This window comes from Amphritea sp. GJ51-11, assembly GCF_055808735.1.
Window position 1 is genome coordinate 3604280 of sequence record NZ_CM147881.1, and the last position, 25748, is coordinate 3630027.

Here is a 25748-nt window from a genome sequence, read left to right on the forward strand (position 1 = left end):
TTTACAAATATCGTTAAAGTTTCCCATCGACTCGCCGATAGCTGTGTATAGAACAGCATGAGGACCAGAAAATGGTTATTGATATCACGGGCTTAACGTCTTCTTCACAGGCGGCTAACTCTCGTGCAAAGGTAAGTGAACAACCTGCGACCGAGAGTGGCAAATCGCAATCCCAGTCACCGACTGCGACAGAGTCTACTGTTTCGTCTGGTGTAAGCCTGAGCGATGCGGCACAGGCTGTCCAAAAAACCGCCGGCCAAGTGGTCGAAGAAGGTTTTACAGTGGACGAACAAAAAGTAGCCGATCTAAAAGCCGCAATCGACAGCGGTAGCTATCAGATTAACTATGAGAGCACGGCTCGCGGCTTATTTCAGTTAGAAAGTTTGTTGGATTAATTGATGCCAACGAATCTACCGCCGCTCGACCAAATTAATGCTCTGACGACTCAGGGCATTGGTTTTCTCACCACACTCAATAAACTACTTGATGCTGAGTATCACGCTCTGCAGCAGCGTGACGTGGCTGAATTACAAACATTGGTTGAGCAAAAAACTGCCGTGCTGCAGCAACTTGAAGAAAATAATCAAAGCCGTAACCAATTCTTTATCGCGGCGGGCATTACCCCCAATAAAGCCGGCTTAGCTGATTACCAATCTCGACTTAATGAAGCAGACGCTCACGCGTTCAAACACGGTTGGAGCGAGCTCGAAATAGTTTTGCGACAGGTCAATGACAAGAATAAGCGTAATGAAATCGTCATCAGCCGTAACAGTCGCAACCTAGAACAGCTCATGAGTATTCTGCGTGGACAGAACCAGAAAAACACACTCTATAATCAGAGTGGCGGAAAAGGTAACTACGCCGCACAAAACAGTCTCGGAAAAGCCTGATTTTTTTAGCATTTCCCCGTGACCTCCGCCCTCGGAACAAGTAGAATTCACGCCACTGTCTCCCCAGTTCATTCGATCAAATCGAGCCTTGCTAAGGCTTTGAGCGGGATTACATATGCATAACCTTGACCTATGCATCGGGACATCAAAACGTGTATGGGGATGTAGCTCAGCTGGATAGAGCAGCCCCCTCCTAAGGGGCAGGTCGGGGGTTCAATTCCCTCCATCCTCACCATACATTATTGCTTTTTACCGTTCACCATCCTAATAACATAACCCCAGATACCATCACGCATCCGTGTCTGCCAACATTTTATCGAAAATATCGACGCTAGATATAACTGTCTCGGTCGCACAATAAAAAGCGGACAATAGGAATACCGGCTATAGAGATTACCGTTCCCCTCCGTTAACTGTTAGAATCCTGCTCCCGTCGCGTAATGGAGCAATTCGATGACACAATCACCAGGAGTCACCCATGTCTAAATGTTTCTATAAAGGTACTCCCGATATCATGGGTAACTACGGTAAAAGCGGTTATAACACCAAAGCAAAAGTGAAAATGGGGAGTGAGATCAGCCCATTGCTCGTGAACGTGACCTCTGAATTGCGGCAACAGGAAGTCGAGGCGCTTGCCGCTGAGCATGATCTGGTGGTTAAAGTCACCGTTGATGCCAGTATTGACGAAAATATCGCTGCACTCACCGCTCTGCTGACCACCCCGAAAACCGTGCATAGTGAAAAGACACCGGAAAGGAACGCCCCTTGCTCTTGCGGTAGCGGTAAAAAATTCAAAAAGTGTTGCGGCTAAAAAGGCCGTTATCCACAGCCCCGCTCACATACTACGAACTTTAAAGATAGGGGACAAACTCCCCCTATCCTGTCATACCCCGGAGAGTTAGGTAACCACGCGCACCGTACTACCCTCCCGTGAGCCAATCACATCAATGCGCAATGCCATCTGCTCTTTCAATTCAGATACATGGGAGATAATACCGATGGCACGCCCCGTAGACTGTAAGTCGATCAAGGCATTGATGGCTAACTGTAAAGACTCTTGATCTAAGCTACCAAAGCCTTCATCGATAAACAGTGTATCCAATTGAATTCCCCCCGAACGCTGCTGCACGACATCGGATAACGCCAGCGCGAGGGATAGCGACGCCATAAATGACTCGCCGCCCGACAGCGTTGCCACCGGACGCACCTTGCCGGTAAAAGCATCATCAATAGCGAGATCAAGCCCTGCGGTGACATTACGCTTTTGCGCCTGCTCATTCTGCCGCACCAAACGATACTGCCCTTTACTCATTAGGTGTAACCGCTGACTCGCTACACTTAACACCGTATCCAGTAGAGTCCCCAGCACAAAACGTTCGAGACTCACTCTCACATTACCTTGGCCCGATGCGGCTTTTGATAGCGCCCCGACGACTTCATATTTTTGACGGATACTTTGTTGGCGCCGTTTAATCTCGGCGATTTTACTTTCCACACCGTTGAGTCGAGCCAGCGCAGTCTTGCTGTCAATCCACGCTTGATCCGCTAAAGTGAATTCAGCCTCAGCCTGCTCAACCGCACTCGATATAGCGTCAAGATCCGGTTGGGCTTTACCCTCTAGCGCAGCGTCCAGCATATCGGTCTGAGTCGCGAGCTGTTTAACCAAATCATCATAATCGGCGACTGTCTGACGCAGCGCTTTAAGCTGTTCTCGATCCAACAGGGCGTCATCAAACGCAGCCTGAGAAGCAAACCTCTCCTGCAGTGCTTGCTCCCACGCAGCTGCCGACAATTGCGCCTGATCAGTCAGTTTAGATAGCTGTATACCGGCTTCTTCTAACCTAACCCCGAATGCAGACAGTATTTGTTGTTGCTCCTTATCCTTCGCCTGAGCGGAGCCATAATCCCTTTCTAACAGCTCGATCTGCTGCTGCACCTGAGTTAAAGCTTGATTAAGGGTCGTTAAATCACGATATTCATCCGGCAGATTTTTCTCCGCCGCCATCAGCGCAGCCTGTGCCGCAGCATGCTTGGCACTCGCCTGACGCAGGTGCTCTTCCTGCTGTGTAATAACATCGTTTAAGACCGTTAAAGCCTGTTCATCCCGGTTCAAGGTTTGTCTTAAGGCAGCAAGCTGTTGCTCATCTTGGTCAGTCTGCTGAAGCTGAGTTTCAAGCGCGGACAACTGCTGCTTAAAATGATCTAACTCAAGCGATGCTAGATCGCCTAGCTGACCGATAAGCAGTTGAACCTGCTGTTCACACTCTTGCAGCAAGCGCAGCGCATCCTGATAGTTTTTCTCACTGAGATTGTAAGTGTTCTGCTGCGCCTTTTGTTGCTGGCGCGCCAATTCGACCCCTTCTTTATCCACAGAAGCAGCATCCGACTCAAAGGACGCCGGGGATGGGTGCTCAATGCTACCGCATACCGGGCAAGGAACATCTTGTTCAAGCTTTGCCGCCAGAATAGCTGCCTGACTACTAAACCAACGCATCTCAAGTTGATCGGCGTGTTGTTCGGCTGTCTGGTACTGCCTTTTGGCTAAATCACGCTGACGCCCAGCCTCAGCCGTTTTAGTCTCTAGGCTCTGTCGCAGCGTTTGCTGTTCATCCAACGCTTTTCGCTGTTCAAAAATTTCCTTAGCTGTATGGATCGACTGCACGATATTCGCTTTATTCTGTAGCCGTTGCTGACGTTGCTCTATTGCGTCTTTATGGCCCTTAATCTGCTCGATTAGTGTTTGATACTGAGCCTTTTGTTGCGCTTTTTCGCGCAGACATTGCTGTTCATGTTGTACTGTTTGGCTCAGCCGCACCTGTATCTGTTCATAACCGCTCAGTTGCGCCTGATAATCGCTAAGACGTTGCGCCAGCGAGATTAAGCCATCCCGCTGGCTATAACGGCTGGTCGCCGCAACTAACTCAGCCGCCGTTATCTGCGTCTGATGTGCAGCGTTGACACGTTGTTGTTCAATGAGAGCAACCGCGCCGCGCTGCTCCATAACATTTTTCTGACTGTTTTGTGCATCACGCCACAACGGTGCTATATCAAAGGCCGCATCGCCTTGAACAATAGCCCGGCGAATCTTATTGATGTTCTCAACCTCAGCCTGCTTTTGCGCAAGCTGCGTTTTTAACCCCGCTCGTTGTTCAAAGCGACTCTTAATCTCTTGGGCGGCGGTGGCTTGATGCTGCTGACGTTGCAACACCGCCGTACACTGCTGTTTCTGCGCTGTCGCTAGAGTTAGTCGTTCCTCTTCTGCCTGTCGCTTTTCCAGCAGCGCTTCCAGACTATTGACACCGACATCGGCTAAAGCATCATCAATTCGCAGCTCAAACGCTTTATTCTCCCGCTCAATATTGCCGGCTTTATCTTTTAACAGCAGTTCAATCTGCTTGTATAAGCCGGTTTCGAATAGAGTCGAAAGTATGGTTTGTCGATCATCTGATTTTGCCAACAAGAGTTCTCGGAATTTACCCTGCGGTAATACCATGACCTGCCGAAACTGTTCTGCCGTCAACCCGACGATCTCGCGAATACGCTCATCGGCATCTTTTTTCTTTTTCGCCACTAAGGTTGTTTCTGTGCCATCCTCTAACACCTCTCTTAAATGTGCTGAGGCTTTCTCTTCCGTTTCACCATCGCCGCGCTTGGCTGGACGCATCTGAGTTGGCACTCGGGTGATACGATAACGATGATCTTTAATCTTGAATGTTAGGGTTACGCTAGTGAGGGATTCTGCAGCGGCAAAATCACATCGCAACCCTTGATCTTTACGTTCAGAATCGGTCGTCTCACCATAGAGGGCATAACAGATACCATGCAAAATGGACGATTTTCCCGCGCCCGTCGGCCCATCGATCAAGAACAATGGATTATCGCCTAACGCATCAAAATGAATCACTTCCTTACCGGCAAAGGGGCCAAAGGCCTGAAGCTCAAGTGTTTGCAGTTTCATTCCATACCCGCCAATAGGTTTTTTGCTTCATTAATGGTTTCGCTCAACAGCTCAGTTTGCGCCTCAGACAACCCTTCCCCCATTACCTGCTCAAAAAAATCATCGAACACTTCCAGTTCGGTTTTTCGATTACCAAGGTCAGTGACTAGACGATTACCGCTGCTAACGGCAAAACTTAACCGCTCTAATTGCAGGACATTAGGGTACACCGCCCGTAATTGTCCCATAGGGTCTAATATATCTTTGCAATCGGTCAGCTTAACCAGTAAATAGTCATCGTTTTTTTCATCTGTTCGCCCCTGCTCTATAATCGTTTCCAGCTCACCTTCAAGAACCCTTAGCTCTCGTTTGGGCTGCAATGGCAAGTGTTCATATGAGGCCTCTCCGGTTGGCGATATCTCCACCAGCGTTACCCCCTTTGACTGCTTATATTCGGAAAACGAATATTTCATCAACGAGCCCGAATAACGAATATGCTCATGGCCTTTATATTGCGGCCCGTGCAGGTGTCCCAAGGCTACATAGCTAAAATCAGATAACGGCTCATAACTGACCCGGTCGGCACCACCAATCGACAGAGGACGTTCCGAGTCTGACTCCTGTGCGCCATCGATAAAGCAGTGACTGATTAGCACCGAGGGAATGCCGTTGGCTAACTGCGGTTTAATTTTATCGACCAGGTAAGTGTGCGCCTCATCATAGCTACGCACATCACAGTCAAATGCCTCCCTCACTTCAACCGGATCGTGATAGGGAATGCCATAAAAACGCACTAACTCATCGCCGGAGGTAACCTCTATCGGCGTTTCGATGTTATGGATATCACTCAATATATAGACCCCTGCGTCTTGCATATATTGAGCGCCAAAACGTAGCCGTTTAGCACTATCATGATTGCCCGAAATCATGATCACCGGGATATTTAACGCGCGGGTGAATTCATCTAAAAAACAATTCAACGCATCCACCGCATCGGCGGGGGGCACCGAACGGTCGAATATATCGCCGGCAACCACCAGCGCATCTATCTGATGCTCAATCGCATAACGCTTTAGCTGCTGTAACACATAGAGTTGATCATCCAGCAGCGAGATGTTCTGAAACAAGCGGCCAATATGCCAATCCGAGGTATGTATAAATTTCATTCACTGTGTCCATGCACCAATCATCGCGCCATTATAGTACTCAATCATCCGCGAGAAACGGGTAAAAAGCATCCCCCAGAGCTGTTCCGGGTGATCCATCATCAAATCAATAAGAACGGGAATGACTTTAAATAACAAGGCGGTACAGTCATTTAACTGGCTGCGATTAACCTGACTACTCCAGGTTGAACCGCCATGAATGATCTGATTACGCAGCGTATAGATGCGTCTAAACACCACCGACAACACCTGTACGGTATCGCGATTGCCCAGCGCATTGGCGGCTTTGCGCTTCGACAGCTGAAAACGCTGCTTCCATTCATCTTCTGGAACCTTACCGTTGTGAGAATCCCAAAAGGGTTGGAAAATATACTGATTATCAAGCAACACCCGAATAGAACTGGAAAATTCAGCCCACACAAGATGATACAAGCGATCTTCACTGTCGAGGTCCACCAGCTTTTTAAAGAAGGACTCAAACATACCTTTCTCTGTTGAGCGGTATTGTTCGTCAATATCGGTCGCATAGGCGGCATTGAAGGCTATCCAGAGAAAAATAAATTGCGCATCCAAATCACCGGCACTCTGCTCTGCCCGGTCTAACCAGCTTAAAGCTCGATGGGTGCGCAACGACAGATTAGTATGAAAGACCTCGCGCAATGCCCTATGCTTCTGTTTAAGCTCCCTGTAAGCCATATAACCTCCTGTTAAAAAGTCCATCTTTGCCAATGTTAACGGAAAGTACTATTTAGCTAATACCTGACACCCTAACAGAGACCACATGCCCTATGTCTACCCCTGCCCAGCTTTAGGCATGCGCCCCCTGCGAAAAAGAATGCCATATCATGCTGGCCACAGGCCCTAAACTCACCTCAAGACTACGAATTAAGCGCACCTCACCGGATACACTGTACTCAATATCTTTAGGCGTTAAGCGAACCAACTCCCCCCGCTCAAGCTCATGGGTAATCAAATGTTCAGGCACATAGCCCCAACCTAGCCCGGCCAGCAGCAGTTGTTTGACGGTAAAACCGTCCTGCGCTTTCCACTTACGAACCCCTTTGTCCAACATAATACTATCCGAATCAAACCTAAAAATACTGGTTTCAACTGTTAAGTGTACCTGTGACTTTAGCTGCTCAGAATGGCTCACGCCCATAGGAAATAGCTCGGGGGCGGCGACCAGCAAGATATTAAAATGACCAATCTGCAGCGTATCAAAATCACCCGCTGCATAAAGCGTCGGCCACCAAGGGCTAACCACAAGATCCGCTTGACCGGTTTGTAACATCTCTAAGGCCCCAAAGCGGGATTTCTCAAAGATTTTGAATTCCGTCAACGGATATTGCTGTTGGCACTGTTTGAGCACATTCAAAATCTGTGAATAAGGGCAGGCTTGATCCAATGCAAAACGGATTAACGGCTCATTACCGGCGCCCAGATGCTGTCCAAGTGAACCAAGCTGCTGACTGGTTAACAACAACTCCTGAGCTTTACGGTAGAAAGATCGCCCCTCCTCGGTCAAACTCAGTCGATAACTGTCGCGGTTAAGAATCTTAAAACCATACTCCTCTTCAAGCTTTTTTATCGCCATCGAGAGAGCCGGCTGAGTCTTATGCAGACTCTCAGCCGCCAGTTTAAGGGAGCCGCATTCGACAATTTTACTGAGGGTACGTAACTGATCTAATGTCATATAAATTATATTTAACATCTTGGTAAAAAATAATGAATATTATTTAACCAGAGTCTGACATATATTTCATCGTTCAATGGCGAATATTACGCCGCGCATGCCAAAGTACCGACGGTTATAATCCGTTTCGACACAGAGGCAAACACTTTCGCTATTCAATCGATAAAAACCGTCATCCGGTTTTATTCATCGAAAACATCTTTAGAGGTTTTGCATGCAGGTTTCATCGATCTCTTTTCTGGTCTTACTCGTTGCCCTAACCGGTTGTAGTGACAGCAGTGACGTCGCCCCAGCCCCTGACCTTATTCGCCCGGCAAAGATATTTCAGGTAACAAATCCCACTTTGACCGATGTGCGTAGCTTTCCCGCCGAAGTTGAAGCCAATGGTGGTGCTAAGCTTGCCTTCCGGGTGAGCGGACAGATATCACAAGTACTCGTACGACCCGGTAATAAAGTCAGTAAAGGACAGGTTCTAGCGCGGCTAGATCAAAAAGATTACAAGTTATCACTCGATGACCGTCAGGCTCGCTATGAACTCGCCCGCTCGCAGTTTGAACGGGCCAAAACGATGTTCGAACGCAAGCTCATCTCGCAATCCAACTACGATGAAGCCAGCGCTGAACTCAAAGTGGCATTAACCTCATACAATGTGGCCAAAACAGATCTGGAATACACTTACCTGCGTGCTCCCTTCAGCGGCACTATTGCTAAAGTCGATGTCGAAAAACATGAAAATATTCAGGCTAAACAGACCGTATTGCTGTTACAAACTAGCGATCAAATCGACATCACTATTCAGATGCCGGAAAACATTATCTCGCGGGTAAGAGCCGATACCGGCTATCAGCCAACTGTCGTCTTCGACACTCACCCGGATCAACACTTCCTGGTCGACGTTAAAGAGTGGGATACCCAAGCCGATCCCTCAACGCTGACCTACAAGGTGGTATTCTCTATGCCGACCCCCACCTCCTTTAATGTTTTACCGGGGATGGCGGCCAGTATTCAGATCGATCTATCAAAAGTGACCGATCTCAACAATACCCGTCTGATGCTGCCCGTCGGCGCGGTATTTGTCGCTGAAGGCGCACCGCTGACAGATAGTCAGCGGTTTATCTGGAAGTATGACCCACAAACCCAGCAAGTACATCAAGCAACAGTAACCGTGGGCGAAATCACCCAGCAAGGCATTGTGATTGAAAGCGGTATCGAACCCGGTGATCAGGTAGTGGCCGTTGGTGCTAACTTCTTAACCGAAGGTCAACAGGTGCGTCCTTGGAACAGAGAGGGAGGTCTGTAAATGAAGCTGACCGAGTACTCGATTAAACGCCCCGTCACCAGCTGGATGTTCACACTCTTGCTCTTGGTCGGCGGGATCATTGCCTATAACGCGTTAGGCCGTTTAGAAGACCCCTCTTACACGATCAAACAAGCGATGATTACCACCGCCTATCCGGGCGCATCTCCCAAACAGGTTGAAGAGGAAGTCACCTACCCGCTTGAAAATGCCGTGCAACAACTACCTTATGTGGATTACGTTACTTCGATCTCATCGGCCGGTTTATCGCAGATTATTATTGAGATGAAAAGCACCTATCGCAAAGATGATCTGCAACAGATCTGGGATTCGTTGCGACGCAAGGTCAATGACCTTGAAGGCCAGCTGCCCCCCGGCGTCGCTACGCCAACGGTGCTGGATGAATTTGGTGATGTCTACGGCGTCTTACTGGCGGTCAATGGCGATGGTTATTCATATGAAGAGCTGAAAGACTATGTCGACTATCTCCGCCGCGAATTGGTGCTAATCAAAGGAGTGGGCAAAGTCACTGTCGCCGGTGAACAGCAAGAAGAAGTCGTGGTTGAGATTGCCCGTAGCAAGCTTTCAGCGCTGGGCATCCCCGCTAACCGTATCTATGAATTACTACAGACTCAGAATCAAGTATCAAATGCCGGTAGCATTAAAGTCGATAGTGAATATATCCGCTTACACCCCACCGGTGAGTTCAATAGCGTCAAAGAGCTGGAAGGATTGTTAGTATCCAACCCAGGCACCTCGCAGTTGGTGTACCTAGGGGATGTCGCCAGTATCAGTCGCGCCTATGCCGAAGTGCCGAAGAACATCATTAACTACAACAACCATCAGGCGTTATTAGTCGGCATCTCTTTCAGCAGCGGAGTTAACGTGATTGAGATCGGCCAAACGGTTAAAGAGCGCATGGCCGAGCTCGAATATGTGCGCCCTATCGGTATGGAAGTGAGCAGCGTCTATAACCAACCGGCAGAGGTGGATAACTCGATGCAGTCGTTCATGCTGAGTCTGGTGGAAGCCGTCGCGATTGTCATTGCCGTACTACTGATCTTTATGGGGCTAAAAAGTGGCGTACTGATCGGTCTGATTTTGCTGTTAACCGTATTCGGTAGTTTTATTTTTATGAAGCTATTTGATATCGAGCTACAGCGAATATCCCTAGGTGCACTGATTATTGCGTTAGGTATGTTAGTGGATAACGCCATCGTCATTACTGAAGGGATTCTCATTGGTCTCAAGAAAGGCCAAACAAAGCTCCAAGCCGCATTAGAGATTACTCGCCAGACGAATCTACCGCTGCTAGGGGCCACCGTGATTGCGATTACGGCATTTGCGCCGATTGGTTTGTCCGCAGATGCCTCAGGGGAGTTTGCCGGCAGTCTGTTTTGGGTGTTGCTGATCTCACTGCTGCTCAGCTGGGTAACCGCGATCACCCTCACGCCTTTTTTCGCCGACCTGATGTTTAAAGAAAATGCCACCGTGCGCAATACCGACGAAACTGATGCCGAGCTTTATCAAGGGGTTATATTTACGGTCTATAAAGCGCTGTTACACCTCTGTATGCGTTTTCGTCTTCTCACCGTTATCATGATGGTGGTGTTGTTTGCTACAGCGATCATGGGCTTCAGTCAGGTAAAACAATCGTTCTTTCCGCCATCTAACACGCCGATGTTTTATCTGGATTACTGGCGTTATCAGGGTTCTGATATCCGTGAAACCCAAGCGGATGTCGAGTCGATTCAGCGTTATCTACTGCAGCACAAACAGGTTGAACAGGTAACCAGTACCACCGGACGAGGCGCACCACGCTTTATGCTGACCTATGCACCGGAAAAATCCTATGCGGCCTTTGGCCAGCTTATTATTCGGGTGCAAGATAGAGATGCATTGCCCAGCGTAATGACCGATCTAAGAGCGCATATGAACGCTAACTACCCACAGGCACAGTTTAAAATCAAGCGCATGGAAATTGGTCCATCCACCGATGCCAAGATCGAAGCTCGCTTCAGTGGCCCTGATCCGGATGAATTGCGGCGTTTAGCCAGCGAGGCTGTCACACTCTTAAAGGCCGATCCTGGGGCACGCAATATTCGTCACGATTGGCGTCAACGGAGCAAAGTCATTCGGCCCCAATTTAATGAAGCGATGGCTCGCCGCGTTGGTATCAGCAAACAAGATATCGATACCTTACTACTGACCACCTTCTCAGGGCAACAGGTTGGCCTCTACCGCGAAGGCACTAAATTACTGCCGATTATCGCCAGAGCCCCTCAGGCAGAGCGTCTAACGATTGACAGCCTACCAGAGCTGCAAGTCTACAGTCAGGCCACTAACGCTTATGTACCCATTACACAGGTAACCAACGGCTTTAAAACAGACTGGGAAGATTCGCTGATTATTCGCCGAGACCGTAAGCGCACGATTACGGTAATGGCCGATCACGATGTACTCGGCGATGAAACCGCCGCTACCCTGTTCAACCGGGTTCGTCCAGGCATTGAAGCGATTCCATTACCACCGGGTTATACACTCGAATGGGGCGGCGAATATGAATCATCTAGTGATGCCCAAGCAGCGCTGTTCGGTGGCTTACCACTGGGTTATCTGTGCATGTTTATCATTACGGTACTGCTGTTTAATTCGGTACGAGCACCCTTGGTTATTTGGGCGACCGTACCGTTGGCACTCATCGGGGTATCGTTTGGCTTATTGGTCATGAATGCGCCGTTTAGCTTTATGGCGCTACTCGGCTTACTCAGCCTGTCAGGCATGCTGATTAAGAATGGTATTGTCCTGGTTGATCAGATCAACCTCGAGCTATCTCAGGGTAAGGAGCCTTATTTAGCGGTCTTCCATTCGGCTATCAGCCGGGTGCGACCCGTGGCCATGGCGGCCATTACAACCATCCTGGGGATGATCCCACTACTATTCGATGTGTTCTTTAAATCGATGGCGGTCACCATCATGTTTGGCCTGGGCTTTGCGACGATTCTGACATTGATCGTGGTACCAGTCCTTTACACCATGGTCTATCGCATACCTCGCCCAGCACGAGCTAACCAATAAGCTAAAAACGGATGACACCTAACCTAACGGGGTGTCATCCGCCTAAAGCAAAACTTGAAACCGACAATCGAGCTAAGCTAACAACAGCGCAAGGCTGAAATCCGCTCGGTTATTCAATGCTGACCAACAGCTCGTGCCCTACCACTTCATCGATCACATCATAAGCGATACGGTATTCTTTACCTTCAAACTTAACGACAGCATAGTCATAACACATTTTTACAATGATGCAGTTAGCGACACTGTCACCCTTGGCGACACGAATGATATTGCGATTATGAAGCAGCATAGCAGAGCCTTAAAATACAGATAAATGAACAGAGACGGTGCCCATACTATCATTTTCTCGGTGCTATCAATATTCGGTTTTTACCTGGTGATTGAACGGGCGATATCAGCGCTATCAACAAACTACTTTAGCAGCGGGCCGAGGGAGGAAGGAGGAAGTTCAGCCAAAGGAGTAGCTCGGTACTTTTGCAGCAAGCGTTTCTTATTATCCAGATCAGGCGCCATGACAGCATGCTCGACCAGATTAAGATAACGATCGACCATCTTCAGTCGCCCTTCACGACGGTCAGTGCCATCACGGGCGGTTTCGAGAAACAGTTGAGCTAGATTTAAAACCGCTGCTTTATTATTAAAATCGAAATCTACCGCTGCACCGAACGATTTGATCGCCAGCCCGATCTTGCCCGATAGGTAGTGTTTAATACCCAGCCGATTGGCTTTATCACTCATATCCGGATTGAGCTGCTTAACCTGAGCATCCTGCTGTGCAGTCACGGGTTGAACTTTCTCCAGCACCGGCAACGCCTCACCCGACATCACTAACAGTTCACGGTCGATATCAATGGGATTATCTAACTCACGATTAATCAGTTTGGCATCCCGTAGAAAACGTTCCTTTTCGTTATCATCATCAAGATCTTCAGCCATCTGACTACGAATAAGAAATGACCGCACCTCAGCTTCTCTGTCCGTGGGAAACTGTTTACGGGCACTAATCAGCAGCCCATCAACCTCTCGCTCGATCTGCTCTTGGGTATTATCATCACTACTTTTGACTTCCATACGCCGTAGATTAGCCAGCTTGAGATAGGGTTCAGCGGAACGATAACAACTGTGCTTACCTAACGAAATCGAACGTCGATAGGCTCCTTTGGCCAGATCCAGCTCCTGAGTCTGAATCGCAACCCGTCCTAACTCCATCTGCCGCGGTATCCCTAAAGGTGCGCGGGTAGTCGCTTCTTTGAGTGTTTCACGGGCCTGTACCAAGTCTCCCATTTTCTCATGGACTTCAGCTAACAGATCATAAGCGGCGATCAACAAAGGGTTATCACTAATCAACTCTTGCAGTAATTGTTCTGCGGCGGTCAGATCATCTAAACCGCAATAGGCGCGACAGAGATAAAGCCCTGCCTCTTTATCCCGAGATTCCCAATAAATACCATCAAGAAGCTCACGCGCCTTCTCATATTCTCCGAGATCCAGCAGCAGAGTACCGCGTACTTTTTGCAGGTGGTTATATTCCGGGTGCTGCCGATCGATCAACGCTTCGCAGATCTGTAGGGCCTGATAACGTGCGCCAGACTCGATCGCCAGATCCACGGGCCGCAATGCCTGTTTGCGACGCATAATATGGTCGAGTCGGTATTTCAGTTCTTCTATCGAAAACGGCTTGGTAATCAGGTCATCGGGGTGACTATCAATGGCGTGGAGCACCACTTCTTGGGATGAATCACTGGTCATACACACCCAAGCAGCACTCGGTTTGATGTAGCCACGAAAGCGTGCCTCTTCCAAGATTTCAATTCCCGTGACACTATCACTCGCGTTATGCCCCAACAGAATGACATCAAAATCGTTTTGCGCGATAAACGGAATAATCTTGTCATTGATGGTCACGGCTTTAACATTGCCGATACCCAGCTCGCGCAACATATAGTAGATCGTTGCCCGCATATTACCGCTGCTGTCGATTAACAGAACATGCTTGTCCGTATAGTCGATCCGGATATCGGTTGAGTTGTTACGCACAGCGGCCACGGCTTACCTTGTCTTAAAACTGAGTTCAGTCAAGTATAAGAGCCACGTGCCCAAGGAGAAAGGGAAAACATACCAAAACGGGATCTGTTTCATGCAGACAAAAAAAGCACCGGGTGTAGGGTGAAACACTCGGTGCTAAATACAGTTCTATGCTGTGGAAAGAATAATATAGTCTTCCGGGCAACAAGGTACTGACATAGATCAACGGTAGACCGGGTTCGATATTTATTACCTACAACTTTTGACTAAGCGCTGCCACAGTGTTATTCCAGTAAACTAAATATAAATAAAAGAATCTGATCAGATATGACTACTGCATTTATTACTCATCTTGACCATGGTCTGCACAATATGGGGCCGGAACACCCAGATAGCCCTATTCGCCTACTGGCGATTCAAAAAGTTCTGCAGAAGACCGGGTTGATTGAGCATCTAAAACAGATGGAGTCAGTTCATGTGACCCCTGAGCAGATCCAACTGGCCCATGCTAATCTGCACCAAAAACGGCTAGAAATGAAAGTGCCGGTAGAAGGCGTGTTCTACGCCGACGAAGATACCGCGTTGTGCCCTGATTCCTTACATGCCGCTAGCCTCGCGGCGGGTTCTGCTATTTTAGCGACTAACCAGGTACTCGCAGAAAAAGTCGATAATGCTTTTTGCTCCGTACGCCCGCCCGGCCACCATGCTGAACACAATGCAGCCATGGGGTTTTGTTTTTTTAACAATGTTGCCATCGGTGCTATGCATGCGTTGCTGCAACCCAATGTTAACCGGGTGGCCATTGTCGATTTTGATGTACATCACTGTAATGGCACAGTCGATATTTTCAAAGATAAGCCTGAAGTATTAGTATGCTCGACCTTTCAGCACCCCTACTATCCAGAACGCTATGCCGATATCCAACGGGACAATATCGTCAACTGCCCTATCGAAGCCCACACCCGGGCGTCAGTTTTCCGTGAAAAATTAGAAAAGGTCTGGCTGCCGGCCATACAACAGCATAAGCCCGATATTCTGTTTATCTCCGCAGGCTTCGATGCTCACCATGAAGACCCCATGGCCGACCTCAACCTGACGGAAGAGGACTTCCGCTGGGCGACCCAATTATTAATGGATGCTGCCCGTACCACCTGCGGTGGGCGAATCGTCTCCGTGCTTGAGGGCGGCTACAACCCTGTCTCACTGGCGTTTAGCGTACAGGCACACTTAGAAGTGTTAGCCGGATATTAACGCACCACAGCCCGTTCCGGCGGGCTAACAGACAACATCGAGTAAACCCAGCGCCTAATTCACTCCAAATCACTTCAAACGACTTAGTCTAAAAACAAAAAAACCGCCCGGAGGCGGTTTTTTTAGTATCGAAGGTCTAGCCTACGAATTTGATCATCACACCTGCAGCCACCGCTGAACCGATAACACCGGCTACGTTCGGTCCCATCGCATGCATCAACAAGAAGTTTTGAGAGTTAGCCTCAAGACCCAGCTTATTGGACACCCGCGCAGCCATCGGCACCGCAGATACCCCAGCAGAACCAATCAATGGATTGATTGAATTACCACCGGCCATTTTGTTCATAATCTTCGCCATCAGTACACCGCAGGCAGTACCGATACCGAATGCAACAACACCCAACAACAGAATACCCAAGGTTTGCAGATCAAGGAACTTATCCGCAGACAGTTTAGAACCGACTGACAAGCCTAAGAAAATGGTCACGATGTTAATCAAAGCGTTCTGAGCCGTATCGCTCAAACGATCAACCACACCACACTCTCGCATCAGGTTACCGAAACAGAACATACCCAATAGTGGTGCCGCATCCGGTAGCAACAAGGCAACCAAAATCAACAATACGATAGGGAACATGATCTTTTCAGGCTTAGAGATATGCCGCAACTGAACCATGGCAATCTTACGTTCGGCTTCAGTGGTCAGCGCACGCATAATCGGCGGCTGAATCATAGGCACCAATGCCATATAGGAGTAGGCCGCTACCGCTATCGCACCGAGCAGATCAGGTGCCAGCAAAGACGCCACATAGATCGCCGTCGGGCCATCCGCACCACCGATAATACCGATTGCCGCAGCATCCTGAATGGTGAAATCCATGACCCCCAAAGTCGTCAGACTTACGGCCCCTAGCACGGTGGCAAAAATACCAAACTGTGCTGCAGCGCCAAGGAACAATGTTTTTGGATTCGCCAGCAACGGACCAAAATCGGTCATCGCGCCTACGCCCATAAAGATCAGCAGAGGTGCGGCACCTGAAGCAATCGCAACGGTATAGAAGTTATACAACATACCGTTATTAAAGCCATGATCGTTTGCCGCATAAACCGCTGCTGTATGGGTAGCTGCATCCGCTGCATGATAGGCGTGCGTTACCGCTTCCGGCTCGGCACTACCAATATTCAAGGCAGCAGCTAAGGTCTGCAACATTTCAGGGCCACCCAGATGGATGGCATTCTCAACTGCAGACATCGCCAAACCCGCTTCCGGGATATTGGCCATGATGCCACCGAAACCAATCGGCACTAACAGTAAAGGCTCAAAGTTCTTACGAATCGCAAGAAACAAAAGTAACAGGCCGATCAGAATCATAAAGACCTGACCTGGCGTCACATTGTATACCCCTGACGCGTGCCAGAGGTCCATTAGCTTATCCATTTAGAATCCGCCCTTACACCAGAGTCAGCAGACTGTCACCAACCTGTACAGTGTCGCCTTCTTTAACATCGATAGTAGAAACAGAACCGGCACGTGCTGCTCGAATCTCGGTTTCCATCTTCATCGCTTCCAGAATCACTAACACATCACCTTCTTGAACTGTCTGACCTGGAGAAACAATTACTTTCCAGATGTTACCAGCCAGTGGAGCAGGAACAGACTCTACAGGGCCTGCTGCCGGTGCTACTGCAGCCGCAGGCGCCGCTGCTGGTGCTGCGGCGGTGATATCGCCGCCTTCAGAAACCTGAACAACGTAGTTCTGACCATTAACATTAATAGTGTAAGTCTGTGGACCAGTATTCTTAGGTGCAGCCATTGCTAGGGCGTCCTCTAATGTAGGTGCGGGTTCAAATGCGTCAGGGTTACCGCGATTTTCAAGGAATTTAAGACCAATTTGTGGGAACAGCGCATAGGTTAGAACATCATCAATTTCGTTCTCACCGGCGGCTAGGCTAACACCTTTCTCAGTCGCCAACGCCTTCAACTCTGTTACCAACTTGTCCATTTCGGATTCAAGCAGATCAGCCGGACGACAAGTGATGGCTTCGCCACCTTCAAGTACGCGAGCCTGCAGTTCTGCATTGTAAGGTGCTGGCGCTGCGCCATACTCACCCTTAAGAATCCCCTGAACTTCTTTAGAGATGGTTTTGTAACGCTCGCCCATCAGGACGTTGATGACCGCCTGTGTACCCACGATCTGTGACGTCGGAGTAACCAGTGGAATCAAACCAAGGTCTTCACGTACCCGTGGAATCTCAGCTAACACCTCATCGAACTTGTCAGATGCGCCCTGTTCACGTAGCTGGCTTTCCATATTGGTCAGCATACCACCGGGTACCTGAGCGACTAGAATACGGGAATCAGTGCCGCGTAAAGAGCCTTCAAATTTAGCGTATTTTTTGCGTACTTCACGGAAGTAAGCTGCGATCTCTTCCAGTTGCAACAGGTCAAGACCCGTATCACGGTCAGTTCCAGCCAAGGCTGCAACCACCGATTCAGTTGCTGTATGACCATAAGTCATAGACATTGAGGAAATAGCCGTATCGACCCGGTCAATACCCGCTTCAACCGCTTTCAAAATCGTCATGTCAGACAAACCAGACGTCGCATGCGCGTGCAACTGAACTTCAAGGTCGGTTTGTGCTTTCAAGCGAGACACAAGATCAAAGGCATCATAAGGTGTCAGGATACCGGACATATCCTTAATCGCGATGGATTCAGCACCCATATCTTCCAGTGTTTTAGCGTACTCAACCCACATATCAATGGTGTGTACAACACTCTTAGTATAAGAGATGGTGCCCTGTGCGTGCTTGCCACTTTGTTTAACCGCTTTAATGGCGGTTTCTAAGTTACGTGGATCGTTCATCGCATCAAAGATACGGAATACATCAACACCGTTAGTAGCGGCACGCTCAACAAACTTACTGACTACATCGTCTGCATAGTGACGGTAACCCAACAGGTTTTGACCACGCAGTAGCATCTGCTGCTGGGTATTCGGCATAGCTTTTTTGAGTTCGCGGATACGATCCCAAGGATCTTCGCCGATATAACGAATGCAGGAATCAAAGGTAGCTCCACCCCAGCTTTCTAGGGACCAGAAACCAACTTTATCCAGTTTCTCAGCGATTGGCAGCATGTCGTCAATGCGCATGCGGGTAGCAAACAGAGACTGATGCGCGTCCCGAAGTACTACATCGGTAATGCCAAGAGGTTTTTTATCAGACATGGGTATAGGCCTTTTGTCGATTAATGCTCTTTAAATAAATATTTGGTTTTGGCTGCAACTCAATGCTTGCGGAACTGATGCACTGCGGCAGTCATTACTGCGATCAGCTCATCATTTCCTGCGGCGGCTGCAACAGCTGCTGGCTTTGCTTTTGCAGGCTGAGGTGGCGCCTCAGGTGCAATCTTGGTCACCAGCTTCGACATAAAGCCTGTCGCGAAAACCAACAGGGTCAGGAATACGAAAACGAATCCCATACCAAAGACCATCAAACTCAGGCCTTCTGACATTAGATTATCCATCTAACGGGTGCTCCTTCTTTGTACGAAACCCATATGTCCGTTGCCGGCTTGTGGCCGCATCTCGTCCTCGGAAGAGAGGATCCGGTTGCAACAGAACAGATGAACAGTTAATAAACGGTCAACAATTAAACCTGAATTATGCGTTTCAGGCAACTGCTTAAAGAATAATTAGCGTATAAAAACTGCCGCAAACGTCTGTAAATAAACTACAAAAAACATCGAAAATACGCCAATTAACGCACTTCAGCTTTTACCTTTTTAACCTTCAGGACGATAGACTTTTACGTTCTGATAACCCTTATCCTGTAGGTTCTGGGCATGCATCTGGCTCATTACACCCTTATCACAGTAAAGCAGGTATTCATGGCCTTGATCCAATTCTTGAAATTTTGTTTCAAGGTCAAAGAAGGGAATCAACAACACTTCAGCCTTTGGCATATTCAACGGTTTGCGTTCTTGCTCACGGCTATGACGAATATCGATTATCTTTTGGTGCTCACCAACCCGGGTTAACGCCTCGATCGTGGTATGCACATTAATATCTTCGACAATCTTATCGATAGTAATGACCTGAGTATTGTCTAACGCTTGAGTTAACACGTCGTAATCAAAATTGGCCTCTTCCTCTTCGATACGCTCCATCTTAGCATTTGTCGTTGGACGATCGGAAATAACACCACAATATTCAGGGATATTTTTAGCAAAATCATAAGCGCCGATAGTTTTGGTGATATCGATAATATCCTGCTTATCCATGGTGATCAGCGGTCGCACGACAAGCTTAGAGGTGACTGAATCGATCACCTGAAGATTAACCAGGGTCTGACTTGAGACCTGAGCAATACTTTCGCCGGTTACCAGCGCAGGCAACTTCATACGGTCCGCGACTTTTTCAGCAGCCCTCATCATCATCCGTTTTAAAATCACGCCCATATGCGTGTGATGTACGTTCTGCAGTATATCACCCACCACCTCATCAAATGGTACTGAGATAAACTTAACCCGAGAAGCACTGCCATATTTCTGCCACAGATAGAGTGCAATCTGCTTTACACCAATCTCATGAGCCCGACCACCCAAATTAAAAAACAGAAAGTGGGTCTTACTACCTCGACGCATGGTCATATAACTGGCAACCACTGAATCGAAACCACCAGAAATCAGTGAAATGACATCCTCTTGAGTGCCTAAAGGATAGCCACCCAAACCTTTATGCTGATGAGAGATCAAAAACAGGTGCTCATCGCGTATCTCCAGCTTCACAGTCACCTCTGGATTGTGAAGGTCGACACCTTTAGTATCGCAATGCTGCAGCAAACCGCCGCCAATATAGCGTTCCAAATCAACGGATTTAAAACTATGCTTGCCGCCCCGCTTGATGCGCACAACAAAGGTTTTTCCTTTAACCTGCTCAGCATAGACTGACTTAGCAATCTGAAATACATCTTCAAATTCACCCAGTGGGTATTGATCCACTTCAAGGATGTGCTGAATCCCCGGTGTACAGGTCATCAACTCAATGGCCTGTGCTCTCAGCTCTGCATCGGCAGATGGCAACTCAACTTCAACCCGATCCCATAAACCCCGCACTTTAATATCATTATCGATACGCTTCAGTGTCACCTGCAGATTCGATTGCAGACGCTGGATAAAGCGCTTACGAACAGGCTTGCTCTTGATCGTGATTTCAGGAAAGAGTTTGACAATAAATTTCATGGTTTACATCTGCGCAGGGTTAAAAGGCCGGCCATTATACATTGCTGCGAGGAGGGGACAAAATTCATACAGTGATGTTTACCTCTGATATCGCAAATGAGTGCTACCGTTAACGGCCATAGAGAAAACAAAAACGCCTAAGAGCCTATTCAGCGGCAATATTACAGGGCCACACCTTTATCTTTAGAAAAGTACAGAAATGAAATACAGGAGATATTGATAAGATAAGTGTCTTTATGAAAAACACAAAATGAACAATTCTGGATAGTCTTTTATAGAAGCGATTTAGAATCTGATAATACGATGAAAACTTAAAAGCGATAGAATCATTAAGGAAGAACTTAGACAGTATCTGTACGAATTATTTACAATTCGTACTTCAAAACCAATCAAGCCTTATTTGAAAAAATATATTAGCTGGTGCGCCCGGCACGATTCGAACGTGCGACCGCCTGGTTCGTAGCCAGGTACTCTATCCAGCTGAGCTACGGGCGCGTATCAGGTAATATTTTTAAGCAGATGAAACAATCAAGCAGTTTAAACATACACATTTATTTAGGTGGTGCGCCCGGCACGATTCGAACGTGCGACCGCCTGGTTCGTAGCCAGGTACTCTATCCAGCTGAGCTACGGGCGCTTACCTAAAAAAGTTGTATTGACCATTTATTGACCATTTCGATAAGATTATAAATAATCATAAAGAAGTGGTGCGCCCGGCACGATTCGAACGTGCGACCGCCTGGTTCGTAGCCAGGTACTCTATCCAGCTGAGCTACGGGCGCTAAATGGCGGTGAGAGAGGGATTCGAACCCTCGATAGAGTTTCCCCTATACGCCCTTAGCAGGGGCGCGCCTTCAGCCACTCGGCCATCTCACCTTGACAACGGCGCGTATAATACAAGATTGATTTTCAAAAGAAAAGCGCTAATCCTATAAAATCGCGATTATTCACTTTCCTGCTCTTTTTCTTTCTGAATACGCTGATAGATCTCTTCACGATGAACAGAAATGTCCTTAGGCGCGTTAACACCAATGCGAACTTGGTTTCCTTTAACACCTAAAACAGTCACGGTAACGTCATCACCAACCATTAAGGTTTCACCAACACGGCGTGTAAGTATAAGCATAGATAAATCTCCTTATTTAACAGACAAGTACTACAGACCTGACCTCTCCTGTTTGCGTCATTACAAACAATGGGTTGCCGCAGGGTGACCTTGCGTTAAACATTATATTTGTTCAACAGTAGCCTAACTATAGACCACTGCCGTTAAGTTTATTCGCTAACTGTATCAGCCGCGTCTAGATCGAAAGCAGAGTGCAAACCACGCACCGCTAGCTCGAGATATTTTTCAGCAATGACGACAGAAACCTTAATTTCAGACGTTGATATCATCTGAATATTGATATTGTCACCCGCGAGTGTATCGAACATCTTGCTGGCGACACCTGAATGAGAACGCATACCCACACCAACAATAGACACTTTAGCGATCTTATTGTTCCCACTAACCTCACGCGCACCTAACTCTTCTTGCACCTTCTGAAGAATCTCCTGCGCGGCAGCAAAGTCATTACGGTGAACCGTAAATGTAAAGTCCGTTGTATTATCCGCCGCAACATTCTGAAGAATCATATCGACTTCAATATTTGCCCGACTAATAGGCCCCAGAATACGAGAAGCAACACCTGGAATATCTGGTACACCCAGAACTGTCAGCTTCGCTTCATCGCGGTTAAATGCAATCCCTGAGATGACCGGTTTTTCCACTGTATTGTCTTCCTCTGTTGTTATAAGCGTGCCCGGGCCATCCTCAATACTATGCAGAACCCGGAGTGGCACATTATATTTACCCGCAAACTCAACTGAACGAATCTGCAGCACCTTCGACCCGAGGCTGGCCATTTCCAGCATCTCTTCAAAGGTGATCTTATCCATACGACGCGCACCTTCTACCACCCTAGGGTCAGTAGTGTATACGCCATCTACGTCCGTATAGATCTGACATTCATCCGCTTTAAGCGCCGCCGCAAGCGCGACACCGGTGGTATCAGACCCACCACGCCCTAACGTCGTAATATTGCCGTCCGGATCGACGCCCTGAAAACCAGCCACAACCACCACTCGGCCCTGTTGCAGGTCTGCACGTACGGCATCGACTTCAATATTCTGAATCCGCGCTTTCATATGCACGTCATCAGTTAAAATTTTAACCTGGCCACCCGTATAGGAGCGGGCACTCACACCCCGCGCTTGCAACGCCATACACAGCAACGCAATGGTGACCTGCTCTCCAGTCGATAACAACACATCCATTTCTCGAGGCGTAGGCTGCGTCTGAATTTCACTGGCTAGACCAATTAAGCGGTTTGTTTCCCCACTCATCGCAGACACAACCACAACAATATCGTGCCCTGCTTCGCGGAACTTTTTGACCTTATCGGCTACCCCTTGAATACGCTCAACGGTACCGACCGAGGTGCCTCCATACTTCTGTACATATAGGGCCATACTTATCTGTTCCCTTTATCAGCCTCACGGCTGCTATCATTACAAATTTTGTTCGACTAACTGCTGAACCGTAGCAAGCACCGCAGGCAACGCCTCGGCATCAGTACCACCACCTTGGGCAAAGTCAGGACGACCGCCCCCTTTACCACCCAGCGCCGCTGTTAAGTTACGCACTAGGTCACCGGCTTTCACCTGACCGGTCAGATCTTTAGTCACACCGGCTGCCAAGCTGACTTTACCGTCAACAACGGTGGCCAAAACAACCACACCACTCCCCAGCTTATTTTTTAACTGATCAATGGTATCGCGCAGTGCTTTAGGATCGACACCCTCTAATTTTTCCGCAAGAACTTTAACACCTTTGACGTCAACCGCATTACCCAGCAGATCCGCGCCTTTAGCAGCGGCAAGCTGAGTCTTCATCTGCTCCAGTTCTTTTTCCAACTGACGATTCTTATCAGCTTGCTCCTGAAGTTTTACCTCCAACTGCGCAGCAGTCTGATCAATATATGCCAATGCTTTAGCACCCGTGACCGCTTCAATACGCCGCACCCCCGCAGCAATACCACCTTCTGAGACAATCTTCAGTAACGCAATATCACCGGTACGAGTAGCGTGGGTACCACCACAAAGCTCAACGGAAAAACCGTCGCCCATGGTTAATACCCGAACAGTATCCTCATACTTTTCACCAAAGAGTGCCGCTGCGCCAGTCTGCTTCGCTGTTTCAAGATCCATAATATCGGTTTGAACCAGGCTATTCAGACGAATCTGCTCATTACAAATCTGCTCGATCTGCTTCAATTCTTCAGCCTTGACCGCCTCAAAGTGAGAGAAATCAAACCGCAACCGATCCGCATCACAGAGCGAACCTTTTTGCTGTACGTGATCACCGAGCACCTGACGTAACGCTTCATGCAAGATATGAGTCGCCGAGTGGTTTACAGCCGTCGCACGACGTTTTGCTTCATCCACCTGAGGGGTCACTGTATCACCCACGGTCAGGCTACCACTCACCAGCACACCGTGATGCAGATGGTTTTTCGATTCTTTAGTACAATCTTCCACTCGGAACTCAACGCCGGCAGCTGTTAACACGCCAGTATCGCCGACCTGTCCGCCAGATTCGCCATAAAACGGCGTCTGATCCAGCACGACCATGCCGTTATCACCTGATTTCAACTGTTCAACCGGCTCACCATCACAGAACAACGCCACCACTTTGGCAGTGCCGTCTAGTTGGTTATAACCGGTAAATTCGGTCTGCCCTTCAAGGTGCAGCGCATCGTTATAATCAACATTAAACTTACCCGCCGCACGGGCACGATTACGCTGATCTTCCATCGCTTGGTCAAAACCATCCATATCGACTGTCAACTGGCGCTCACGAGCGACATCGGCGGTTAAATCAACGGGGAAGCCATAGGTGTCATACAGTTTGAAAACGGTTTCACCGGGAATCTCGGTACCATTCAGCCCGGCAATCACCTCTTCCAATAAACGCAGACCATGATCCAACGTTTTAGCAAACTGCTCTTCTTCTTTTAACAATATGCGCTCAACCTGAACCTGCTTTTCTTTCAGCTCTGGGTAAGCATCACCCATCTCAGTAACCAATGCGGCCACCAGCGTATGGAAGAAGGCACCGCTTGCGCCTAACTTATTACCATGGCGTACGGCCCGACGGATAATCCGCCGCAGCACATAACCTGCTCCTTCATTCGAGGGGATAACATCATCACAAATCAAAAACGCACAGCTACGAATATGATCGGCAATCACTCGCAACGATTGCGTATCCGTTTCTTTACAACCAACAGCAACCGAGGCTGCTTTTAATAAATTTTGAAACAGATCAATTTCATAATTGGAATGCACGCCCTGCAATACCGCAGCAATACGCTCAAGCCCCATACCTGTATCAACAGACGGCTTAGGCAACGGCGCCATAGAGCCATCCGCAGAACGGTTGAACTGCATAAAGACTAGGTTCCAGATCTCAATATAACGATCGCCATCTTCTTCAGGGCTACCCGGAGGCCCACCCCAAACATCAGCGCCGTGATCATAAAAGATCTCACTGGATGGACCACAGGGTCCGGTATCGCCCATTGACCAGAAGTTATCTTCATCTAGCTTAGAAAAGCGATCCGGATCGATACCCATTTCGTCCTTCCAGATCTTCTCTGCTTCATCATCAGAGATATGCACAGTGACCCAGAGTTTTTCTTTCGGTAGTTCAAGAATTTCTGTCAAGAAGTACCACGCAAAGCGGATCGCATCACGCTTAAAGTAGTCACCAAAACTAAAATTACCCAACATTTCAAAAAAGGTATGGTGGCGCGCAGTATAACCAACATTATCTAGGTCGTTATGCTTACCCCCGGCACGGACACAGCGCTGACTACTGGTGGCTCGGTTATAAGAACGCTTATCGCTACCAAGGAAAACATCTTTAAACTGCACCATACCCGCATTGGTGAACATCAGGGTTGGGTCATTCGCTGGAATCAGTGAACTACTTTCAACAATTTCATGCCCCTGAGATTGAAAATATCCCAGAAAGGCCTGACGCAGTTCAGCACTTGTCATATTTTTCATAGCTTTAATCGCTCGCAATACCTAACCGTTACACCACTGTTTCCGATACAAAAC

The 25748-nt window shown here is 48.2% G+C and carries 19 protein-coding genes and 5 tRNA genes; 7 read left to right on the plus strand and 17 right to left on the minus strand.

Annotated features, from left to right (window positions below; translation table 11 throughout):
* The first annotated feature begins 71 nt into the window (after window positions 1–71).
* The 4 genes from flgM (at window position 72) to AC0L4K_RS16215 (ending at window position 1701) form a co-directional block, all read left to right on the plus strand.
* Entirely contained in the window at window positions 72–395 is a 324-nt protein-coding gene (gene flgM, locus AC0L4K_RS16200) for a flagellar biosynthesis anti-sigma factor FlgM (protein ID WP_417223730.1), read from the plus strand.
* A gap of 3 nt (window positions 396–398) precedes the next feature.
* A complete protein-coding gene (locus AC0L4K_RS16205; RefSeq protein ID WP_473267186.1) occupies window positions 399–890 on the plus strand; it encodes a flagella synthesis protein FlgN in 492 nt (163 codons plus the stop codon).
* Window positions 891–1048: 158 nt separating this feature from the next.
* A tRNA-Arg gene (locus tag AC0L4K_RS16210) sits at window positions 1049–1125 on the plus strand.
* Between the two features lie 243 nt (window positions 1126–1368).
* Window positions 1369–1701 carry a PBPRA1643 family SWIM/SEC-C metal-binding motif protein gene (locus tag AC0L4K_RS16215; protein ID WP_417223727.1) on the plus strand — a complete coding sequence of 111 codons (333 nt, stop codon included), beginning with the start codon at window positions 1369–1371 and terminating at the stop codon, window positions 1699–1701.
* An 87-nt stretch (window positions 1702–1788) separates the two neighbouring features.
* Here the strand turns inward: AC0L4K_RS16215 and AC0L4K_RS16220 are convergent, their stop codons facing one another.
* From AC0L4K_RS16220 to AC0L4K_RS16235, 4 genes are all read right to left on the minus strand, one after another.
* The gene (locus AC0L4K_RS16220; RefSeq protein ID WP_473267187.1) at window positions 1789–4848 is read right to left on the minus strand and encodes an AAA family ATPase; all 3060 of its coding nucleotides are present in this window, start codon (window positions 4846–4848) and stop codon (window positions 1789–1791) included.
* Complete coding sequence (locus AC0L4K_RS16225; protein ID WP_473267188.1) at window positions 4845–5993, minus strand: exonuclease SbcCD subunit D; 1149 nt, start codon at window positions 5991–5993, stop codon at window positions 4845–4847. The genes AC0L4K_RS16220 and AC0L4K_RS16225 overlap by 4 nt, the downstream gene beginning before the upstream one ends.
* Window positions 5994–6689 carry a hypothetical protein gene (locus tag AC0L4K_RS16230; protein WP_473267189.1) on the minus strand — a complete coding sequence of 232 codons (696 nt, stop codon included), beginning with the start codon at window positions 6687–6689 and terminating at the stop codon, window positions 5994–5996.
* A 112-nt stretch (window positions 6690–6801) separates the two neighbouring features.
* Window positions 6802–7686, minus strand: a complete 885-nt coding sequence (locus AC0L4K_RS16235) for a LysR family transcriptional regulator (RefSeq protein ID WP_473267190.1) — start codon at window positions 7684–7686, stop codon at window positions 6802–6804.
* A gap of 214 nt (window positions 7687–7900) precedes the next feature.
* On the opposite strand from AC0L4K_RS16235, the gene AC0L4K_RS16240 reads away from it, so the two are divergent.
* Together AC0L4K_RS16240 and AC0L4K_RS16245 are read left to right on the plus strand one after the other, a co-directional pair.
* Window positions 7901–8986 (plus strand): efflux RND transporter periplasmic adaptor subunit, encoded by a 1086-nt coding sequence (locus tag AC0L4K_RS16240; protein WP_417223719.1) that lies wholly within the window; start codon window positions 7901–7903, stop codon window positions 8984–8986.
* Window positions 8987–12061: an efflux RND transporter permease subunit gene (locus AC0L4K_RS16245; protein WP_473267191.1), complete on the plus strand. Its 3075-nt coding sequence runs from the start codon at window positions 8987–8989 to the stop codon at window positions 12059–12061.
* Between the two features lie 109 nt (window positions 12062–12170).
* Here the strand turns inward: AC0L4K_RS16245 and AC0L4K_RS16250 are convergent, their stop codons facing one another.
* The gene (locus AC0L4K_RS16250; protein ID WP_417223716.1) at window positions 12171–12350 is read right to left on the minus strand and encodes a hypothetical protein; all 180 of its coding nucleotides are present in this window, start codon (window positions 12348–12350) and stop codon (window positions 12171–12173) included.
* A 122-nt stretch (window positions 12351–12472) separates the two neighbouring features.
* On the minus strand, window positions 12473–14098 hold the full coding sequence (locus AC0L4K_RS16255) for a response regulator (protein ID WP_417223714.1): 1626 nt from the start codon (window positions 14096–14098) through the stop codon (window positions 12473–12475).
* 315 nt (window positions 14099–14413) lie between these two features.
* On the opposite strand from AC0L4K_RS16255, the gene AC0L4K_RS16260 reads away from it, so the two are divergent.
* Window positions 14414–15337 carry a histone deacetylase family protein gene (locus AC0L4K_RS16260; protein WP_417223712.1) on the plus strand — a complete coding sequence of 308 codons (924 nt, stop codon included), beginning with the start codon at window positions 14414–14416 and terminating at the stop codon, window positions 15335–15337.
* Window positions 15338–15473: 136 nt separating this feature from the next.
* Here the strand turns inward: AC0L4K_RS16260 and AC0L4K_RS16265 are convergent, their stop codons facing one another.
* From AC0L4K_RS16265 to alaS, 11 genes are all read right to left on the minus strand, one after another.
* Window positions 15474–16775 carry a sodium ion-translocating decarboxylase subunit beta gene (locus AC0L4K_RS16265; RefSeq protein WP_417223711.1) on the minus strand — a complete coding sequence of 434 codons (1302 nt, stop codon included), beginning with the start codon at window positions 16773–16775 and terminating at the stop codon, window positions 15474–15476.
* 13 nt (window positions 16776–16788) lie between these two features.
* Entirely contained in the window at window positions 16789–18567 is a 1779-nt protein-coding gene (gene oadA / locus AC0L4K_RS16270) for a sodium-extruding oxaloacetate decarboxylase subunit alpha (protein ID WP_473267192.1), read from the minus strand.
* A gap of 59 nt (window positions 18568–18626) precedes the next feature.
* Entirely contained in the window at window positions 18627–18866 is a 240-nt protein-coding gene (locus AC0L4K_RS16275) for an OadG family protein (RefSeq protein ID WP_417223707.1), read from the minus strand.
* Between the two features lie 258 nt (window positions 18867–19124).
* A complete protein-coding gene (gene thiI / locus AC0L4K_RS16280) occupies window positions 19125–20582 on the minus strand; it encodes a tRNA uracil 4-sulfurtransferase ThiI (RefSeq protein ID WP_473267193.1) in 1458 nt (485 codons plus the stop codon).
* Between the two features lie 418 nt (window positions 20583–21000).
* Window positions 21001–21077 (minus strand) — tRNA-Arg (locus AC0L4K_RS16285).
* 65 nt (window positions 21078–21142) lie between these two features.
* Window positions 21143–21219: transfer RNA gene (locus tag AC0L4K_RS16290), tRNA-Arg, on the minus strand.
* A 68-nt stretch (window positions 21220–21287) separates the two neighbouring features.
* Window positions 21288–21364: transfer RNA gene (locus tag AC0L4K_RS16295), tRNA-Arg, on the minus strand.
* 4 nt (window positions 21365–21368) lie between these two features.
* Window positions 21369–21458, minus strand: a tRNA-Ser gene (locus AC0L4K_RS16300).
* Window positions 21459–21525: 67 nt separating this feature from the next.
* Window positions 21526–21708, minus strand: a complete 183-nt coding sequence (gene csrA, locus AC0L4K_RS16305) for a carbon storage regulator CsrA (RefSeq protein ID WP_126157485.1) — start codon at window positions 21706–21708, stop codon at window positions 21526–21528.
* A 149-nt stretch (window positions 21709–21857) separates the two neighbouring features.
* Entirely contained in the window at window positions 21858–23093 is a 1236-nt protein-coding gene (locus AC0L4K_RS16310; protein ID WP_417223703.1) for an aspartate kinase, read from the minus strand.
* 39 nt (window positions 23094–23132) lie between these two features.
* The gene (gene alaS / locus AC0L4K_RS16315; protein WP_473269238.1) at window positions 23133–25685 is read right to left on the minus strand and encodes an alanine--tRNA ligase; all 2553 of its coding nucleotides are present in this window, start codon (window positions 25683–25685) and stop codon (window positions 23133–23135) included.
* Between the last annotated feature and the right edge of the window lie 63 nt (window positions 25686–25748).

Excerpts from the sequence above, each read along its gene's own strand:
- AC0L4K_RS16230 (WP_473267189.1), bottom strand. The coding sequence starts at position 6,689 with ATGGCTTACAGGGAGCTTAAACAGAAGCATAGGGCATTGCGCGAGGTC.
- AC0L4K_RS16260 (WP_417223712.1), top strand. The coding sequence starts at position 14,414 with ATGACTACTGCATTTATTACTCATCTTGACCATGGTCTGCACAATATG.
- thiI (WP_473267193.1), bottom strand. The coding sequence starts at position 20,582 with ATGAAATTTATTGTCAAACTCTTTCCTGAAATCACGATCAAGAGCAAG.
- alaS (WP_473269238.1), bottom strand. The coding sequence starts at position 25,685 with ATGACAAGTGCTGAACTGCGTCAGGCCTTTCTGGGATATTTTCAATCT.
- AC0L4K_RS16240 (WP_417223719.1), top strand. The coding sequence starts at position 7,901 with ATGCAGGTTTCATCGATCTCTTTTCTGGTCTTACTCGTTGCCCTAACC.
- AC0L4K_RS16310 (WP_417223703.1), bottom strand. The coding sequence starts at position 23,093 with ATGGCCCTATATGTACAGAAGTATGGAGGCACCTCGGTCGGTACCGTT.
- AC0L4K_RS16245 (WP_473267191.1), top strand. The coding sequence starts at position 8,987 with ATGAAGCTGACCGAGTACTCGATTAAACGCCCCGTCACCAGCTGGATG.
- oadA (WP_473267192.1), bottom strand. The coding sequence starts at position 18,567 with ATGTCTGATAAAAAACCTCTTGGCATTACCGATGTAGTACTTCGGGAC.
- AC0L4K_RS16215 (WP_417223727.1), top strand. The coding sequence starts at position 1,369 with ATGTCTAAATGTTTCTATAAAGGTACTCCCGATATCATGGGTAACTAC.
- AC0L4K_RS16205 (WP_473267186.1), top strand. The coding sequence starts at position 399 with ATGCCAACGAATCTACCGCCGCTCGACCAAATTAATGCTCTGACGACT.
- AC0L4K_RS16225 (WP_473267188.1), bottom strand. The coding sequence starts at position 5,993 with ATGAAATTTATACATACCTCGGATTGGCATATTGGCCGCTTGTTTCAG.
- AC0L4K_RS16265 (WP_417223711.1), bottom strand. The coding sequence starts at position 16,775 with ATGGATAAGCTAATGGACCTCTGGCACGCGTCAGGGGTATACAATGTG.
- AC0L4K_RS16250 (WP_417223716.1), bottom strand. The coding sequence starts at position 12,350 with ATGCTGCTTCATAATCGCAATATCATTCGTGTCGCCAAGGGTGACAGT.
- csrA (WP_126157485.1), bottom strand. The coding sequence starts at position 21,708 with ATGCTTATACTTACACGCCGTGTTGGTGAAACCTTAATGGTTGGTGAT.
- AC0L4K_RS16275 (WP_417223707.1), bottom strand. The coding sequence starts at position 18,866 with ATGGATAATCTAATGTCAGAAGGCCTGAGTTTGATGGTCTTTGGTATG.
- flgM (WP_417223730.1), top strand. The coding sequence starts at position 72 with ATGGTTATTGATATCACGGGCTTAACGTCTTCTTCACAGGCGGCTAAC.
- AC0L4K_RS16235 (WP_473267190.1), bottom strand. The coding sequence starts at position 7,686 with ATGACATTAGATCAGTTACGTACCCTCAGTAAAATTGTCGAATGCGGC.
- AC0L4K_RS16220 (WP_473267187.1), bottom strand. The coding sequence starts at position 4,848 with ATGAAACTGCAAACACTTGAGCTTCAGGCCTTTGGCCCCTTTGCCGGT.